Raw genomic sequence first — 16,483 nt, 5'->3', positions numbered from 1 at the left:
GCATAAAACGTGAACGCAAAATAAAAATGTTTTTAGAATTAAAAAATACAGCAATCGGTTACAAGACACCTTTAATAAAAGGCGTTAATGCGGCGCTGGATTTAGGCGACATCAGTCTGTTGATCGGCAATAATGGCGTGGGAAAAACGACCTTAATTAAAAGTATTCTTCATCAGATCCCTGGTTTGGAAGGTGAAATAATGTTGGGCGGAAAAAGCGTAAAATCGCTTTCGAACAAAGAAATCGCGGAGCAGATCGCGGTGGTATTCTCTAAATCGCCTGTACCTGCGAATTATACGCTGAAAGATCTTGTTTCGCTGGGCAAATACATTCATTATCCGTATTATTTTGAATTGAGCAATTCCGATAAAAGAGAAGTTGAAGAGATCGTCGAAAGCTTAAATTTAACGCAGTACCTTGATTTTCCGTTACACCAATTATCCGATGGAAATCTTCAGAAAGCATTTATAGGTCGGGCTTTAGCCCAAAACTCTCCGTTAATAATTCTGGATGAACCGACGACTCACCTTGACGAAGAAAATAAAATCATCATCTTGAAACTTCTGCGGAAGCTCGCAAAAACCCACAATAAACTAATCCTTTTTTCCTCGCACGACTGGCGTTTGGCGAAAGAATTTGCGGACAAAATGTGGATCATCCACAACAAAAAACTGGACGGCGGTATTACGGAAGATATCCTCTTAAAACACGATGAACTTCTGAACCCGCAGCTTTTCAACTTCACGAAATCATTTCTTCCGCCACGGATTTCTGCGCCCGCGTTGGAAAAAGAAATGCTCTATTCTTTCCTTCAAAAAAACTTCGAAAAAGACTTCACGACCTATCATTTTGAATGGAAAGGTTCCTTTTGGGCAATTTCAAATCACACTTTTCAACATACGTGCCATTCTTTTGCAGAGATCGCGCAAATGTTGCATAACCTTCGCTAAATCCGTATTCAAGGCACTTCCCATAAATACTATGCATGCATAGTATTATGCATTTCATATATTTTAAGTACCTGAACCTGAGTAATTAACAAAAGTTTAACAATTTAAATATACTATGCATGCATAATATTTTTTATATTTGACATAACCACATTACTATTTATTATGACAAAAAAAACACCCGAAAAAGTTGAAAATGTAGATCTAATTTTAAAATCCACGTGGCTTGCAGTGTCGAAAATGTACTCAGAATTGGCACAAGACCACGATGCAACTGCTGTTCAGGCTTTAACCCTTTTAAAAATTGACCCGAAAGAAGGAACCAGAAGCACAAATCTCGGTCCCAAAATGGCGATCGAACCGACTTCTTTGACCCGAATTATTAAGCTTTTGGAAGATAACGGCTACATCTACAAAGAAAAGACGCTCAGTGACAAACGTGAAGTAATTATTAAACTTACGGATAAAGGGCTCAACAGCCGTAATTTATCTAAAGAAGTGGTGGTCAACTTTAATAAAAAAGTAATTGAAAAAATCTCCGACGAGAAAATGGAAATTTTCAAGGAAGTGATGACCGACATCCTGAAAATTGCCAACGAATTAAACAATAAAAAATAAATAATATGAAAAGAAGAATCAAACACGTTACGGTTCTTGGTTCAGGGATTATGGGAACCGGTATTGCGGCTCACTTTGCCAACATTGGCGTTGAAGTGCTTCTGCTTGATATCGTACCCTTTGAACTTTCCGAAGCCGAACAGAAAAAAGGTCTTACGAAAGAAGATAAGGTTGTAAGAAACAGGATTGCTACAGAAAACTTCGTCAAATTACAGAAATCAAGTCCGGCGCTTTTATATTCCCCGAAATTTGCGGAAAGAATTACCGTTGGAAACTTCGATGACGATTTAGAAAAAATTAAAAAAACAGACTGGATTATTGAGGTTGTGGTTGAAAGACTCGACATTAAAAAATCAGTTTACGAAAAGATTGAACAGTTCAGAAAACCGGGAACTCTGGTTTCATCAAATACCTCCGGAATCCCGATTCATTTCTTAATTGAAGGCAGAAGCGATGATTTCAAAAAATATTTTGCCGGAACGCATTTCTTCAATCCGGTAAGATATTTACCACTTTTAGAAATTATTCCAACGCCGGAAACGGATCCTGAAATCGTGAAATTTTACATGGAATACGGCGCAAAATTCTTAGGAAAAGCTACCGTAGAAGCGAAAGATACACCCGCATTTATCGCCAACAGAATCGGAGTTTTCTCGATGATGAATCTGCTTCATGAAGTTCAAAATTTAGGCTTAAATGTTTCTGACATTGATAAATTAACCGGTCCTGTAATCGGTCGTCCGAAATCTGCAACTTTCAGAACTGCGGATGTGGTTGGTTTGGATACTTTGGTGATGGTTGCAAACGGCGTTCGCGACAGCAAAGTGGAAGCAAATGATTTTAACGATGTTTTTGCACTTCCGAAATACATCCAAATCATGGTTGATAACAAATGGTTGGGCTCTAAAACGGAACAGGGTTTTTACAAAAAAGTAAAAAATTCTGCGGGTAAATCTGAAATTCAAGGTTTGAATTTAGAAACCATGGAATATGAACTTCAAGGGAAATCATCTTTTCCAACTTTAGAATTGACGAAAAATATTGATAAAACAATAGACCGTTTCAAGGTTTTAATCGGTGGAAAGGACAAAGCCGGCGAATTATACCGTAAATCTTTAGGGGCATTATTCGCTTATGTTTCCCACAAAGTTCCGGAAATTTCGGATGAAGTCTACAAAATCGATGATGCGATGAAAGCAGGTTTCGGCTGGGAAAACGGACCATTCGAAATCTGGGATGCAATTGGCGTCCAAAAAGGAATTGAACTGGCTAAAGAAGCCGGTTATGAAGTTTCTGATTGGGTGAAAAACGTAGAGACTTTCTATAAAGTAAACGACGAAGGTCAAAGTATTTACTTCGATAAAAACTCTGGAAACTACAGCAATATTCCGGGTCAGGAGGCTTTTATCATTCTTAATAATATCAGAAAAAACAAAACCCTTTGGAGCAATTCAGGTTCTTCCATCCTTGATTTGGGAGACGGAATTATCAATTTTGAGATCCATTCAAAAATGAATTCTTTAGGAGGCGAAGTTTTAGATGGTTTAAACAGAGTCATTGACTTAGCAGAAAAGGAATATGAAGGTTTGGTGATCGGAAATCAAGGTGCCAATTTCTCTGTTGGAGCCAATTTAGCCATGATTTTAATGATGGCGATCGAACAGGATTGGGACGATTTGAATATGGCAATTGCCTATTTCCAAAAATCCATGATGAGAGTTCGTTATTCTTCAATTCCTGTCGTAGTCGCTCCTCACGGAATGACTTTAGGAGGTGGTTGCGAAATGACGATGCATGCAGACCGCGTAGTTGCAGCAGCAGAAACTTACATTGGTTTGGTAGAAACCGGAGTCGGCGTAATTCCTGGCGGTGGCGGAACGAAGGAAATGGCCTTGAGAGTTTCGCGAGAATTCCACAAAGATGATGTGAAAAATAACCGTCTGCGGGATATGTTTATGAACATTGCGATGGGAAAAGTAGCGACTTCAGCCTATGAAGCCTACGATATGGGAATTCTGGAAGAGCATAAAGACATTGTGGTGGTGAATAAAAACCGTCAGATCAAAACTGCAAAAATGCTGGCTTTAAGTTTAGCGGAACACGGTTATACGCAACCAATCGAACAAAAAGTAAAGGTTTTAGGACGTGATGCTTTAGGAATGTTCCTCGTTGGAACCGATCAAATGCTCACCGGAAAATACATTTCAGAGCACGACAAGCTGATCGCAGACAAATTAGCGAACGTACTGGTCGGCGGAAATCTTTCCGAACCAACAGTCGTAACAGAGCAATATTTATTAAATCTGGAAAGAGAAACGTTCCTGCAGCTTTGCGGCGAGAGAAAAACTTTGGAGAGAATTCAACACATGTTGACGAAAGGAAAACCGTTGAGGAATTAATCACGCGAAACTCCATAGGAGCGACCTGTTAATAGAATTTTAAGATATTCGCATAAAGCTCCGGAGGAGCGCCCTGTTAATAGAATGAATAACAAACGTCAATAAAGCCTCATAGAGGCGACCTGTTAATGAATAAACCAAATTAATTTACAAAATTAATTTTATGGCAAACACCTACACCCAAATTTATATTCAGATCGTTTTCGCGGTGAAAGGAAGACAAAACCTTATTGCAAAAGAGAACAGAGAAGAATTACATAAATTTATTACGGGGATCGTGTCAAACAGAGGTCAGAAATTATTTGCTGTTTTTGCAATGCCCGACCACGTTCATATCTTGGTTAGTATCGGTCCAACCATTGCACTTTCAGATTTGGTGAGAGACATAAAAGCGGGTTCTTCAAAATTCATTAATGATAAAAAATGGATGACCGAAAAATTCAGTTGGCAGGAAGGATATGGAGCGTTCTCTTATTCTAAAAGCGGTGTTGATTCCGTTGTGAAATATATTTTAAACCAAGAAGAGCATCACAAAAACAAGTCTTTTAAAAACGAATATTTGGATTTCCTGGAAAAGTTTGAAATTGAATACGATTCAAAATATTTGTTTAACTGGATTGAAGATTAACAGGTCGCTCCATCAATTAACAGATCGCTCCTCCGGAGCTCATAAAAACAATTAATAAAAAAGGCTATTAATAGTAAGCCTCTACGAGGCAAAAAATTAAAATTAATTTTTAAAAATTAAAAAATGTCAAAACAAGCATATATAATTAAAGGGTTCAGAACCGCAGTCGGAAAGGCACCAAAAGGAAGTTTGAGATTTACCAGACCCGACGTCTTGGCAGCAACCGTTATCGAAAAATTGATGGCGGCTGTTCCACAACTCGATAAAAACAGAATCGACGATCTCATCGTTGGAAACGCAATGCCGGAAGCCGAACAAGGCTTGAACGTCGCGCGTTTAATTTCTTTAATGGGATTAAACACCGATCAGGTTCCGGGCGTAACGGTCAACAGATATTGCGCCTCCGGATCTGAAGCGATCGCAATCGCATCAGCAAAAATTCAGGCGGGCATGGCTGACTGCATCATCGCAGGTGGAACAGAATCGATGTCTTATATTCCGATGGGTGGTTATAAACCTGTACCGGAAAGCGACATGGCAAAATCCAATCCAGATTATTATTGGGGAATGGGCTACACCGCAGAAGAAGTGGCGAATCAGTATAAAATCTCACGGGAAGAACAGGATCAGTTTTCATTTGAATCACATCAGAAAGCTTTAAAAGCCAATGAAACAGGAAGATTTAAAGATCAGATCGTTCCTATTCCGGTTGAATACAATTATCTGGATGAAAACCAGAAAATGCAGACCAAAAAGTTCGACTTTGCTCAGGACGAAGGTCCGAGAAAAGACACGAGTCTGGAAGGTTTGGCAAAATTACGTCCTGTCTTTGCCAATGGCGGAACGGTAACGGCTGGAAATTCATCTCAAATGAGCGACGGTGCAGCTTTCGTGATTGTCATGTCGGAAGAAATGGTGAAGGAATTAGGACTGGAACCAGAAGCAAGATTAGTTGCCTACGCAGCGGCAGGTTTAGAACCAAGAATTATGGGAATGGGTCCCTTATACGCAGTTCCAAAAGCTTTGAAACAAGCAGGTTTAGAATTAAAAGACATTGATTTAATTGAACTGAATGAAGCCTTCGCTTCCCAATCAGTGGCGTTGAAAAAAGAATTGAATCTTAATCCAGACATATTAAATGTTAATGGTGGCGCAATCGCACTCGGACACCCACTCGGTTGTACGGGAACCAAATTAACCGTTCAACTCCTGGACGAAATGCGCAAACGCGGCAACATGAAATACGGAATGGTCACGATGTGCGTGGGAACGGGACAGGGCGCGGCTTCGATCTTTGAACTTTTATAAAATTTTAGATTTTAAATTATAAATTTTAGATGATATGAGTTTCAAACAAGACAACTTGATACAAATTAAAACATTTGAATTTGCTCTTGAGATTATTAGATTTTATCTCGAATGCAAAGCTCAAAATGAGTATGTTTTATCAAAGCAAATTCTTCGTTCCGGAACCTCGATAGGAGCAAACGTTGAAGAAGCAATTGCTGCTCAGTCAAAAAAAGATTTCATTTCAAAACTATCAATTGCAAATAAAGATGCAAGGGAAACGAAGTATTGGTTGCGACTTTATCATTCTTCAAATCTCGTTGAAATTAATATGGAATCTTATTTAAAGGAAATCGAAACCATCATCAATATCTTAACTAAAATCATTAAAACCTCATCTGAAAATTTATAACAGCGAATCTTAAACACAATAATTTTAGATTTTAAATTATAAATTTTAGATGAAATGCATTTCAGGAATGAGACCTTTCACTTATCGTAATTGAAAAATTAAACACATCTAAAATTTGTAACAGCGAATCTAATTTAAAATCTATAATCTAAAATTTAAAATCAAAATAATGAGCGATACTTTAAAAGGCGGCGAATTCATCATCAAAGATATTCCTGCAGCAGAATTATTCAGTCTGGAAGAACTTTCCGACGAGCAGAAAATGCTTCGCGAATCTTTAACCGAATTTATGGACCGCGAGGTAATCCCGAAGAAAGACCGTTTCGAAAGTAAAGATTACGCTTTAACGGAAGAAACAATGCGAAAGTTAGGCGAACTCGGAACCTTGGGAATCGCCGTTCCGGAAGTTTATGGAGGTCTTGGAATGGGCTTTGTCAGCACCATGTTAACCTGCGACGTTGTTTCCGGCGCAAACGGTTCGTTGGCAACGGCGTACGGCGCGCATACGGGAATCGGCACGCTTCCGATTCTTCTTTATGGCACGGAAGAGCAAAAACAAAAATACCTTCCCGCTTTAGCGACGGGTGAAAAATTCGGCGCCTATTGCCTGACAGAACCTGATGCAGGCTCCGATGCGAACTCCGGGAAAACGCGCGCGAAACTGACGGAAGACGGAAAACATTACATCATCAACGGCCAAAAAATGTGGATCTCTAATGCCGGATTTGCCGATACCTTCACTTTATTCGCCCGTATTGAAGATGATAAAAATATCACCGGATTCGTGATCAACCGGTCGGAACTGGAAGATCCAAACAGCATGACGTTCGGTGAAGAAGAGCACAAACTCGGAATCCGCTCCTCCTCTACGCGTCAGGTTTTCTTTAACGATATGAAAATTCCGGTGGAGAATCTTTTAGGCGAAAGAAACAACGGTTTCAAGATCGCTTTGAATGCTCTGAACGCCGGCAGAATTAAATTAGCCGCCGCAAACATCGACGGACAGAGAAGAATTACAGGTTTAGCCATTAATTATGCGAACGAAAGAAAACAGTTCGGCGTTTCAATTTCTACGTTCGGTGCCATCCGTAAGAAAATCGCAGAAATGGCCACCGGAATTTTCGTTTCTGAAGCCGGAGCGTACAGAGCCGCGAAAAATGTTGAAGATAAAATTGAAGAATTCGTAGCCGCAGGTTCCACGCACGAAGAAGCAGAATTGAAAGCGCTGGAAGAATACGCGGTGGAATGTTCTATTCTTAAAGTATATGTTTCCGACCTAACGCAGCACATCGCCGATGAAGGAATTCAGATTTACGGCGGAATGGGATTCTCCGAAGACGCACCCATGGAAGCCGCCTGGAGAGACGCGCGTATCGGCAGAATCTACGAAGGAACCAACGAAATTAACCGTTTGTTGGCCGTAGGAATGCTCATCAAAAAAACCATGAAAGGCGAATTGGATCTCTTGAAACCAGCCATGGCAATAGGAAAAGAACTGATGGGAATTCCTTCTTTTGAAGTTCCGGATTATTCAGAATATATGTCTGAAGAAAAAGCCATTCTTCACAACCTGAAAAAAGTATTTTTAATGGTTGCGGGAGCAGCACTTCAGAAATACATGATGGAGATCGAAAAACAGCAGCATCTTTTATTGAATGCCTCGGAAATTCTGAACCAGATTTATATGGCAGAATCGGCAGTGTTAAGAGCTGAAAAACACTTCTCTGCAGATTCCGTCGAAGCAGCCATGGCGCAGTTAAACCTTTACAAAGCCGTGGAAGCCATTACCGCTGCCGCGAAAGAAGGCATTGTTTCTTTTGCCGAGGGTGACGAACAGCGCATGATGCTTTCTGGTTTGCGACGTTTTACAAAATACACCAATATGCCAAATGTAGTGGCGATCACCGAAAAGGTAGCCGCACATTTTGTGGAAAAAGGATCTTACTAGCAATAGTTTGATATGTGGTTTGAACGCTCTGAGAAATCGGGGCGTTCTTTTTTTACATCTTTACAAACTTAAAAAACAGACTAACTTTTCTATTTAAAAAGTCTGACCTAAAATCCTATTTTGCCCCGCCGCTTTCCTTATATTATTTCCCAACCACTTTAACCAGTCCGTTAAGTCGAATTTTTTCTGAAGTGAACTTCCTCCAAAACATTTTCAATTCATATTTTGAATGACCGCTAATCATTATTCTTAAAACGGCAGCGGGTTTTTGGAACAGATATTGGCATGAACGGCCTATAAAAAAATTTTTATGAGCAATACAACCAAATCATCTTCAATAAAAAGCGTTAATCCTTTTAATAATGAAGTAGTAAAAGAATTTGAAGCCATGTCGAAAGAACAGGTTTCCTCAATCATCGATAAAGCAGACGAAGCCTTTAAAAAATGGAAACATTCTTCCATGGAAGAACGTTCGACAATTATGCATAAAGTGGCTTCGCTTATGCGCGACAAAAAAGAAGAACTTGGCAAATTAGCCACGCTGGAAATGGGCAAAGTTTTAGCCCAGGCCATTGGCGAAGTGAAAATATGTTCCGCCATCTTCGATTATTATGCAGACAACGCCGCGGAATTCCTTGCGGATAAACCCCTAAAAGTTCCACACGGCGAAGCTTTCTTAAGTTACGAACCGATTGGCGTTATTTTAAGCGTTCAACCCTGGAATTTTCCCTTTTACCAGATCACACGATCTGCGGCCGCACACATCACGGCAGGAAATACGATGGTTTTAAAACATGCTTCGAATGTGCCGCAGTGCGCCCAGATGATGGAAGATATTTTCAGGGAAGCCGGTTTGCCGGACGGTGTTTATACGAATTTATTTGTTTCCGGAAAAGATATCGAACCGATTGTTGCGAATCCTAAAATTAAAGCCGTAACGTTAACCGGAAGTGAGCCTGCTGGCGCAAGTATCGCCACAGCTGCTGCGAAAGTCGTAAAGAAATCGACATTGGAACTGGGCGGAAGCGATCCTTTTATCGTTTTGGAAGATGCTGATGTTGCCTTAGCAGCGAAAACGGCCGTACAAGGCAGAATGGCCAATGGAGGCCAGGTCTGTACCTCGCCGAAAAGAATGATCGTCGCAGCCAGCATTTACGATGAATTTTTATCGAAAACCAAAGAAGCCTTCGAGCAGATTAAAGTAGGAAATCCAATGGATGCTGATACCACTTTAGGTCCGTTGAGTTCGGAGAAAGCGGCGGAAGATGTTTTGGCACAGATTCAGAAAGCTGCGGAACAGGGCGCGAATATCGCCTTAGGCGGAAAAAGAATGGACAGACCCGGCGCTTTTTTGGAGCCGACTTTGGTTACGGATATTACGCAGGAAATGGATATGTATGTTGAGGAAGTTTTCGGCCCCGTGATGATGCTGTACAAATACGAAACCCTTGAAGAAGCCTTGGAAATCGCCAATGCTACACCTTTTGGTTTGGGTGGAACCGTTTTCGGAACCGACACCAAAAAAGCTGTCGAGGTGGCCAGAAAAGTAGATTCCGGAATGGTTTACATCAACCACGCAACCAGCGTTGCGCCGCAATTGCCCTTTGGTGGTACCAAACATTCGGGTTACGGACGCGAACATGCAATTGAAGGACTGCTCGAGTTTGTCAATATTAAAATGATCCGCACTACATCACCCGATAAACCTTTTTAGTTTTAATAAATAGTTTTTAAGGATCGCTGATTCCGGTGAAATTTATAAACCGTCTTAAAGTTTCATACTTTGACGCGGTATTTTTTTAATGATAAACTATGTTAAAAATTGGTGCATCGAATTTATTCCCCTTAGTTTTGCCAAAATGAAAAGATTTTTTCCGGCGCGAATAATCTGCAAAACATTCGGTATACTGGTACTCATCGTTGTACTGGGATTTTCTTCATGTGGAATAAAAAAGTCGCTGAAACAGGTTTTCAATATTGAAAACATTTCATCAAATGGCCTTAAAACGGGTGCTTCGTGTCAATATACGTCAACTTCAACGTTGCAAACAACGCAACAAGTTGCGGTAATCAGACAGGATTTTGAAAATCTAACGGTTAAGTTCGCGCACGCAGCGGCTACTATTGTAAGCGATTATGAGGGCGTTCGAAAAGCCAGATCGGTTCCACTTTATATTCTTTATCAGCAGCTACGCACTTCCTTAATGTAGTAGGTTTAACGCGCTTTTCATTCTCGCGCAAAATGGCAATTTTTCAATGTGAACTTAATAGAATCGTTCTCAATACTCAAACAAAAAATATAATGAAAAAAGTTTCAAATATCATCTTTATTGTCTTAATCCTCTCCATGATTTTCGTGCCGGAAGTGAAAGCCACCATGCAGCAAGGTTTAATGAAATTAGGGTTTTTCAGCCCTGATTTAAAGGAAAGCACACTTTCTCTAAACCTTCCAAATTCAACCAAATCTGAAAAAACTGAAGATTATAAATTGAATCTTGTCGACCAGAAAGGAAACAAAACTTCTCTGGAAGATATGAAAGGAAAAGTGGTCTTCATTAATTTCTGGGCAACCTGGTGCGGGCCGTGCATCGCAGAAATGCCCTCTATCGAAAAGCTGCGGAATAAATATAAAGATAATTCGCAGGTCGTTTTTGTGATCCTGGAAGTGGAAGGCAATAAAGCGAAAGCGACAAAATTTATGGAAAGCCGCAAACTGAATTTACCGGTTTATTATCCGGACAGCGAAATCCCCACCGAATTTTTCGAAGGAAGATTACCCACAACCGTGATCTTGGATAAAGCGGGAAACATCGCCCATATTACGGAAGGAATGACAGATTATTCCGGACAGGATGTGGTCGATTTTATGGATAAATTAATCGCGATGCATCCTTAATTTTAAGATTTTCAAAAAGGAAATCCAGGTTTTAGAAGCCTGGATTTTTTTGTTCCTTTTATCAAATACGTCTAACGCTTAATGATTCGTGGGATATCTGCAGACAATCGCGTGAGCAGTTCGTAATTTAACAGATTGGCATAATCGCTGAAAGACGAAACCGACAGCACCTTATCCGCCTGGGTTCCAATTAAAACCACTTCATCTCCGCGCTTGATGTTTTCCAGAAATGTCACTTCCACCACCATCATGTTCATATTAATGCTGCCAATAACAACGCAACGCTCCCCGTTGATCAGTACGCGGCCGATATTGCTCAAACTTCGGCTGTAACCGTGCGCATATCCCACGGGAACGCAGCAGATTTTCATATTTTCATCTGCCATAAAACTCGTACCGTAACCCACAAATTCGCCGCGTTTCACTTTTTTCACACTCATCACGCTGCTTTTCCAGCTGATGAGGCGTTTCAACGGATCTTCCTTTTTTCTCTTTGTATTATAATAATTCACCAAAACCTCCGGACTGGGCCAATAACCGTATTGCATAATGCCGATCCGCACCATATCCATCTGCGTCTCAGGATACATCATGGCGGCGGCGGAACATGCGGCATGACGCTGTTTGGGTTTCAAGTCTTTCGCGCAAAACTGCTTATAAATTTCGTCGTACCGCTCGATCTGCTTTTTGATGCGGTAATAATTTGCGATGCTTTCCGCTCCGGCAAAATGCGTACAAAGCCCTTTAAATTCAATAAAATCTTTGTTTTTTTGGAGAAAATCCTGCACCCATCTCAAATCAGCAGCATTAAAACCGGTGCGGTTCATGCCCGTTTCCACTTCGATGTGAACGATGGCTTTTTTGCCTAATTTTTTGGCGACCGCTAAAGCCGCAGTTAATCGGGCCCGTTCAAAAGCGAAAAATTCCACCTGATTTTGGATGATCCACTCCAGATCTTCTTCATTGTTGAGCCAGCCCATGATCATAACGGTGGCTTTATTGCCAGTCACGGCGTGTACACGGCGCGCTTCCTGACTGTCGAAAACTGAAAAATGTTTCACATTTTCTTCCAGAGCAATTCCTACAAACTTTTCGATGGAATGGCCATAGGCATTTCCTTTCACTACGGAAGAGAAGAGAACTCCCTTTTGGAAATGCTTTCGCAAGAAATCAATATTAATTTTATAGGCTTTCGCGTCGAGTTCGAGGTATGAATTATTGTGCATCTATTAATTGACTTATTTTGTAAAATATATCCGCACCGGTTTCTGTAATTTCGTCCGGCCAGTCGTAGTCGGGATTATGCAGATTTGGTGTACTTATGCCGCTTCCTAAACCAAACATCGCGCCTTTATAATGTTCGGTGAAAATTCCAAAATCTTCGCCCCACTGAAAAGGAACTTCTCTTTCGGTCAACTCAAGCTGAAGTGCTTTTGCCGCTTTCCGAACAAAATCCACCACTTCCGGATCGTTTTCATTCGCGCTGAAACGCTGCGTCCAAGATATTTCGGCTTTCAAATTGTATTTTCGCGCGGCATTGGCGGCTATCTGTTCCAGTTCTCTTTCAAGCGCTTTTATTTCACCGTTGGCAGCGCGCCGGATGGTGTAATGAACTTCGCCATAACCCGCTGAGATTCCATAATCCTGTGTGCCCATTGTTAAATAGATGGGTGTTAATACCGTGAATTTTTCTTTTTTGAGGTCAGGTTGTATTTTTTTATTGAATTCTGTAATAATTTCTGCAATCGCAAGCGCCGGGTTATCGCCATTTTCCGGTTCTCCGGCGTGCGCGGTTTTGCCCTGAAGTTTTATAATCATCGAATTCACCGCGCATGTAAAAGTGTGATTTTTAACGACAATTGCATGATGGTTGTACCCGGGAAGATTATGCAATGCAAAAACTTTATCGGGATTTAAATTTCTGAAACGTTCGTCGTTATAGATGGCAAGCGCTCCTTCCCCATTTTCTTCGGCAGGCTGAAAAAGCAAAAGAACTTTAGTATTCTGCAACTTTTTGGTCGACAATTTTTTCGCCAGCGCCGCCATAATCGCCATGTGGCCGTCGTGGCCGCATTTATGCGACACCTCTTGAACAAGGGACCGATGCTCAAAGCCATTAACCTCCTGAATGGGCAAGGCATCGAGTTCGCACCGAAACATAATCGTCTCTTTTACCTCTTTTTCGGGATGATAAACCGCAACAATTCCAGTTCCATGACCCAAATTTTCAAGCAGGACGTCGGGTGAATACCTGCGCAGAAAAGCGGCAATTGTTTTCGCCGTTTCTCTTTCAAACCCTGATAGTTCGGGATTTTGATGAAGTTCTTTACGAAGCGTAATAATATCGTTCATGCTGATTTAGTTTGAATTGAGTTGCTTAAGAAAAAGCAGTCCTTCAAAATAAGGAATTTTATTTTAAGCATTAAAAAATACTGCTTTTTAATACCTGATGCTTTTAAATACTCCGTTTTAATTGCGTAACCTACTGAGCCAAACATCTTACTTTAATTCGCTATTTTTGCAACCTCAAAAAAATGCGCATCTTATTCGGCGCAAAATTAACGTTAAAACTTTCGGGTCGTCTTTAAAATCCGATAAGAATCAAAATCATTACCGAAATGCGTGCGGCGATCTTTAACACCACGCACAAAATTAATTGCATGAAATTAGCCCTAAACTTGTTCGATTTCTCTCAGAAAGTAAATTACAGAACCGAAATTTTAGCCGGATTAACTGTGGCCATGACCATGATCCCGGAATCTTTATCCTTTGCTATTCTGGCAGGCTTTCCGCCGCTTGTCGGTTTGTATGCGGCCTTTATAGCGGGCTTAATAACTGCCGTTTTTGGTGGACGCCCAGGCATGGTGTCGGGCGGGGCGGGCGCTACGGTTGTCGTATTGATCGCCTTAATGCGCTCGCACGGCATTGAATATGTTTTTGCAGCTGTTGCGCTCGCCGGAATCATTCAAATACTGATCGGTTTATTTAAATTCAGTAAATTTATAAGACTTGTGCCGCAGCCTGTGATGTACGGCTTTGTAAATGGTTTGGCAGTAATTATTTTCATGTCGCAGCTCGATCAGTTTAAAATGATTACGAATGACGAGGTTTCCTGGCTTCAGGGAGAATCATTAATGATCATGGCCGGTTTGGTGGCTTTAACCATATCGATCGTCGTTTTCTTTCCGAAGGTCACGAAAAAAATTCCCTCGTCTCTCGTCGCCATTATCGTGGTTTTTGCTTTGGTGGTTGGCTTTGGGATTAACACGAAAACAGTGCAGGATATCGCCTCCATCGAAGGCGGATTTCCTCCCTTTCATATTCCTCAAATTCCTTTTTCAGTAGAGGCTTTTAAAATCATCCTGCCTTATTCTTTAATTTTTGCGGCGGTAGGTTTAACGGAAGGCCTTTTAACTTTAAATCTGGTCGACGAAATGACGGGAACAAAAGGCAACGGAAACCGCGAATGCATTGCGCAGGGTACGTCGAATATTGCCAACGGTTTTTTCTTCGGAATGGGCGGCTGCCCCATGATCGCCCAAACTTTAGTCAATCTATCTGCCGGCTCCAGGGCGCGACTTTCCGGCATTATTGCTTCGGTCACAATCCTGTTGATTATTCTTTTTGGTGCTCCCGTTATCGGCAGATTACCCATGGCGGCACTAGTGGGCGTTATGATTATGGTCGCGCTGGGAACTTTCGAATGGGCAAGTTTTAAAATCATCAACAAAATGCCGAAACACGATATTTTTATTGGTATTTTGGTCGCAGTGATTACCGTTATTCTGCACAATCTGGCACTGGCGGTCTTAATTGGGGTGATTATTTCTGCCCTCGTTTTTGCCTGGGAAAGCGCAAAACGAATCCGGGCAAGAACGCATATCGATTCCAGCGGTGTGAAACACTACAATATTTATGGACCGTTGTTTTTTGGCTCGACGATGAATTTTTCGGAAAAATTTAAAATTGAAGAAGATCCTGCAGAAATTATCATCAATTTTCAGGAATCAAGGGTGGCAGATATGTCTGCAATTGAAGCTCTGAATGCCCTCACGAAAAAGTACAGTGATGCTGGCAAAAAAGTTCACCTCCAGAATTTAAGTCCCGACTGCATCAGACTTTTGGATAATGCGCAGGCGGTTATTGACGTTAACATCATTAAAGATCCGGAATATCTGGTGGCGGTTGAAGATTAAACCCCTTTTAAAAATAAAAATTTTTTAAATATTTTCCCTTAATTTTAGTATTTTTACGAAAAATTAGTAACTAAAAATAGTTTATGGGTAAATTTATTATCACCAAAAGGAAAAACGGCGATTATCAGTTTAATCTAAAAGCGGTTAATGGCGCCGTTATTTTAACAAGCGAAGGATACAAAGCAAAATCGTCCTGCGAGAAAGGAATTGAATCGACGCGGAAGAATTCTGCGGACGATTCCAAATTCGAAAAGAAAACGTCGAGCGACGGCAAATGGTATTTTACGCTTAAAGCGGGAAACCGCGAAATCCTTGGTTTGAGTGAAATGTACGAGAGCGTGCGCGGCATGGAAATCGGCATGCAGTCCGTTAAAACCAACGCACCTACTGCAATAATTGTCGAAAATTAAGGTCGGGAAATTAATTCCAGAAATACGTCGAAAGAAAATTGACGAAGCGGTTCATATCCTGACGCATCGAAAATGCCAAAATATATTTTAACTGAAAAAGAAGCGGCTCAAATCCATTGGCCAGTTTCATAAAATCATGTTCCGAAATGCGTCCGTAGCACTTTCCTTTATGCATGATATCGAGCGCATGATCGCCCAAAGACACCGTTATACTTCCTAACTTTTTATAGAAAGTATGGTCGCTGATTTTAACAAAGCCATCTTCAAGCATTTCTGAAATAAGTCTGTTAACAACTTTTTGCCCTTCCGGTGATAGATTCATGATTAAAATAACTCCCGTAAAATTAACAAAAAACACAGAATAATAATACAACGGTGCGCGAAAATTTCCGCACCATTTCAAAACATCAGGACCATCAAACGACAAGTCCGAAACTGCACGAAATGCCGCCCAGAAAAGCTGATAAAATAGAAAAAAACTTACAGTAGCGCGAACTTATTTAAAAATAGAATCTGTCTTTTTAAAATAGACTAAAAATTTTTTCCAAACTGCTTAACCTTTGTTGACTAAATACCGGGGCAATGCGCGAAGAAAACTGTCCGGTCTTTCAACCAACGATGCCGACCGCCTTAAAGTCACGATTCAATTCTTCGTTCGGGTACAGTGGTTGGTCGGTTTTCACTTATCCACGTACCAAATCCTTTTAAAAAAATTCTTTCGAAAATCCGCTGGCAGGAA

Annotated in this window: 15 protein-coding genes; 12 read left to right on the top strand and 3 right to left on the bottom strand. The window is 40.8% G+C overall.

Going from position 1 to position 16,483, the window contains the following annotated elements:
- Positions 1-26: 26 nt before the first annotated feature.
- From L0B70_RS11400 to L0B70_RS11355, 10 genes are all read left to right on the top strand, one after another.
- On the top strand, positions 27-950 hold the full coding sequence (locus L0B70_RS11400) for an ABC transporter ATP-binding protein (protein ID WP_235141899.1): 924 nt from the start codon (positions 27-29) through the stop codon (positions 948-950).
- Positions 951-1,115: 165 nt separating this feature from the next.
- Positions 1,116-1,568, top strand: a complete 453-nt coding sequence (locus L0B70_RS11395; protein WP_235141898.1) for a MarR family winged helix-turn-helix transcriptional regulator — start codon at positions 1,116-1,118, stop codon at positions 1,566-1,568.
- Positions 1,569-1,573: 5 nt separating this feature from the next.
- Entirely contained in the window at positions 1,574-3,967 is a 2,394-nt protein-coding gene (locus tag L0B70_RS11390; RefSeq protein WP_235141897.1) for a 3-hydroxyacyl-CoA dehydrogenase/enoyl-CoA hydratase family protein, read from the top strand.
- Positions 3,968-4,130: 163 nt separating this feature from the next.
- A complete protein-coding gene (tnpA, locus tag L0B70_RS11385; protein WP_235141896.1) occupies positions 4,131-4,595 on the top strand; it encodes an IS200/IS605 family transposase in 465 nt (154 codons plus the stop codon).
- A 123-nt stretch (positions 4,596-4,718) separates the two neighbouring features.
- A complete protein-coding gene (locus tag L0B70_RS11380; protein WP_235141895.1) occupies positions 4,719-5,903 on the top strand; it encodes an acetyl-CoA C-acyltransferase in 1,185 nt (394 codons plus the stop codon).
- A gap of 34 nt (positions 5,904-5,937) precedes the next feature.
- Positions 5,938-6,294, top strand: a complete 357-nt coding sequence (locus L0B70_RS11375; RefSeq protein ID WP_235141894.1) for a four helix bundle protein — start codon at positions 5,938-5,940, stop codon at positions 6,292-6,294.
- 169 nt (positions 6,295-6,463) lie between these two features.
- Positions 6,464-8,242, top strand: a complete 1,779-nt coding sequence (locus L0B70_RS11370) for an acyl-CoA dehydrogenase family protein (protein WP_235141893.1) — start codon at positions 6,464-6,466, stop codon at positions 8,240-8,242.
- 310 nt (positions 8,243-8,552) lie between these two features.
- Positions 8,553-9,956: an NAD-dependent succinate-semialdehyde dehydrogenase gene (locus tag L0B70_RS11365; protein ID WP_235141892.1), complete on the top strand. Its 1,404-nt coding sequence runs from the start codon at positions 8,553-8,555 to the stop codon at positions 9,954-9,956.
- 145 nt (positions 9,957-10,101) lie between these two features.
- Positions 10,102-10,452, top strand: a complete 351-nt coding sequence (locus L0B70_RS11360; protein WP_235141891.1) for a hypothetical protein — start codon at positions 10,102-10,104, stop codon at positions 10,450-10,452.
- Between the two features lie 92 nt (positions 10,453-10,544).
- Entirely contained in the window at positions 10,545-11,138 is a 594-nt protein-coding gene (locus L0B70_RS11355) for a TlpA disulfide reductase family protein (RefSeq protein WP_235141890.1), read from the top strand.
- A gap of 71 nt (positions 11,139-11,209) precedes the next feature.
- Here the strand turns inward: L0B70_RS11355 and alr are convergent, their stop codons facing one another.
- On the bottom strand, positions 11,210-12,364 hold the full coding sequence (gene alr / locus L0B70_RS11350; RefSeq protein WP_235141889.1) for an alanine racemase: 1,155 nt from the start codon (positions 12,362-12,364) through the stop codon (positions 11,210-11,212).
- Positions 12,354-13,490 carry an amidohydrolase gene (locus L0B70_RS11345; RefSeq protein ID WP_235141888.1) on the bottom strand — a complete coding sequence of 379 codons (1,137 nt, stop codon included), beginning with the start codon at positions 13,488-13,490 and terminating at the stop codon, positions 12,354-12,356. Before L0B70_RS11345 ends, alr begins: the two co-directional genes overlap by 11 nt.
- Before the next feature lie 308 nt (positions 13,491-13,798).
- On the opposite strand from L0B70_RS11345, the gene L0B70_RS11340 reads away from it, so the two are divergent.
- Complete coding sequence (locus L0B70_RS11340) at positions 13,799-15,334, top strand: SulP family inorganic anion transporter (RefSeq protein ID WP_235141887.1); 1,536 nt, start codon at positions 13,799-13,801, stop codon at positions 15,332-15,334.
- 83 nt (positions 15,335-15,417) lie between these two features.
- The gene (locus L0B70_RS11335; RefSeq protein WP_235141886.1) at positions 15,418-15,744 is read left to right on the top strand and encodes a YegP family protein; all 327 of its coding nucleotides are present in this window, start codon (positions 15,418-15,420) and stop codon (positions 15,742-15,744) included.
- 10 nt (positions 15,745-15,754) lie between these two features.
- On the opposite strand, the gene L0B70_RS11330 is transcribed toward L0B70_RS11335, so the two are convergent.
- On the bottom strand, positions 15,755-16,066 hold the full coding sequence (locus L0B70_RS11330) for a hypothetical protein (protein ID WP_235141885.1): 312 nt from the start codon (positions 16,064-16,066) through the stop codon (positions 15,755-15,757).
- Positions 16,067-16,483 lie beyond the last annotated feature (417 nt).

This window comes from Kaistella sp. 97-N-M2 (assembly GCF_021513235.1).
Classification (GTDB): Bacteria; Bacteroidota; Bacteroidia; order Flavobacteriales; family Weeksellaceae; genus Kaistella.
This window is presented reverse-complemented; position numbering and strand designations above follow the sequence as displayed.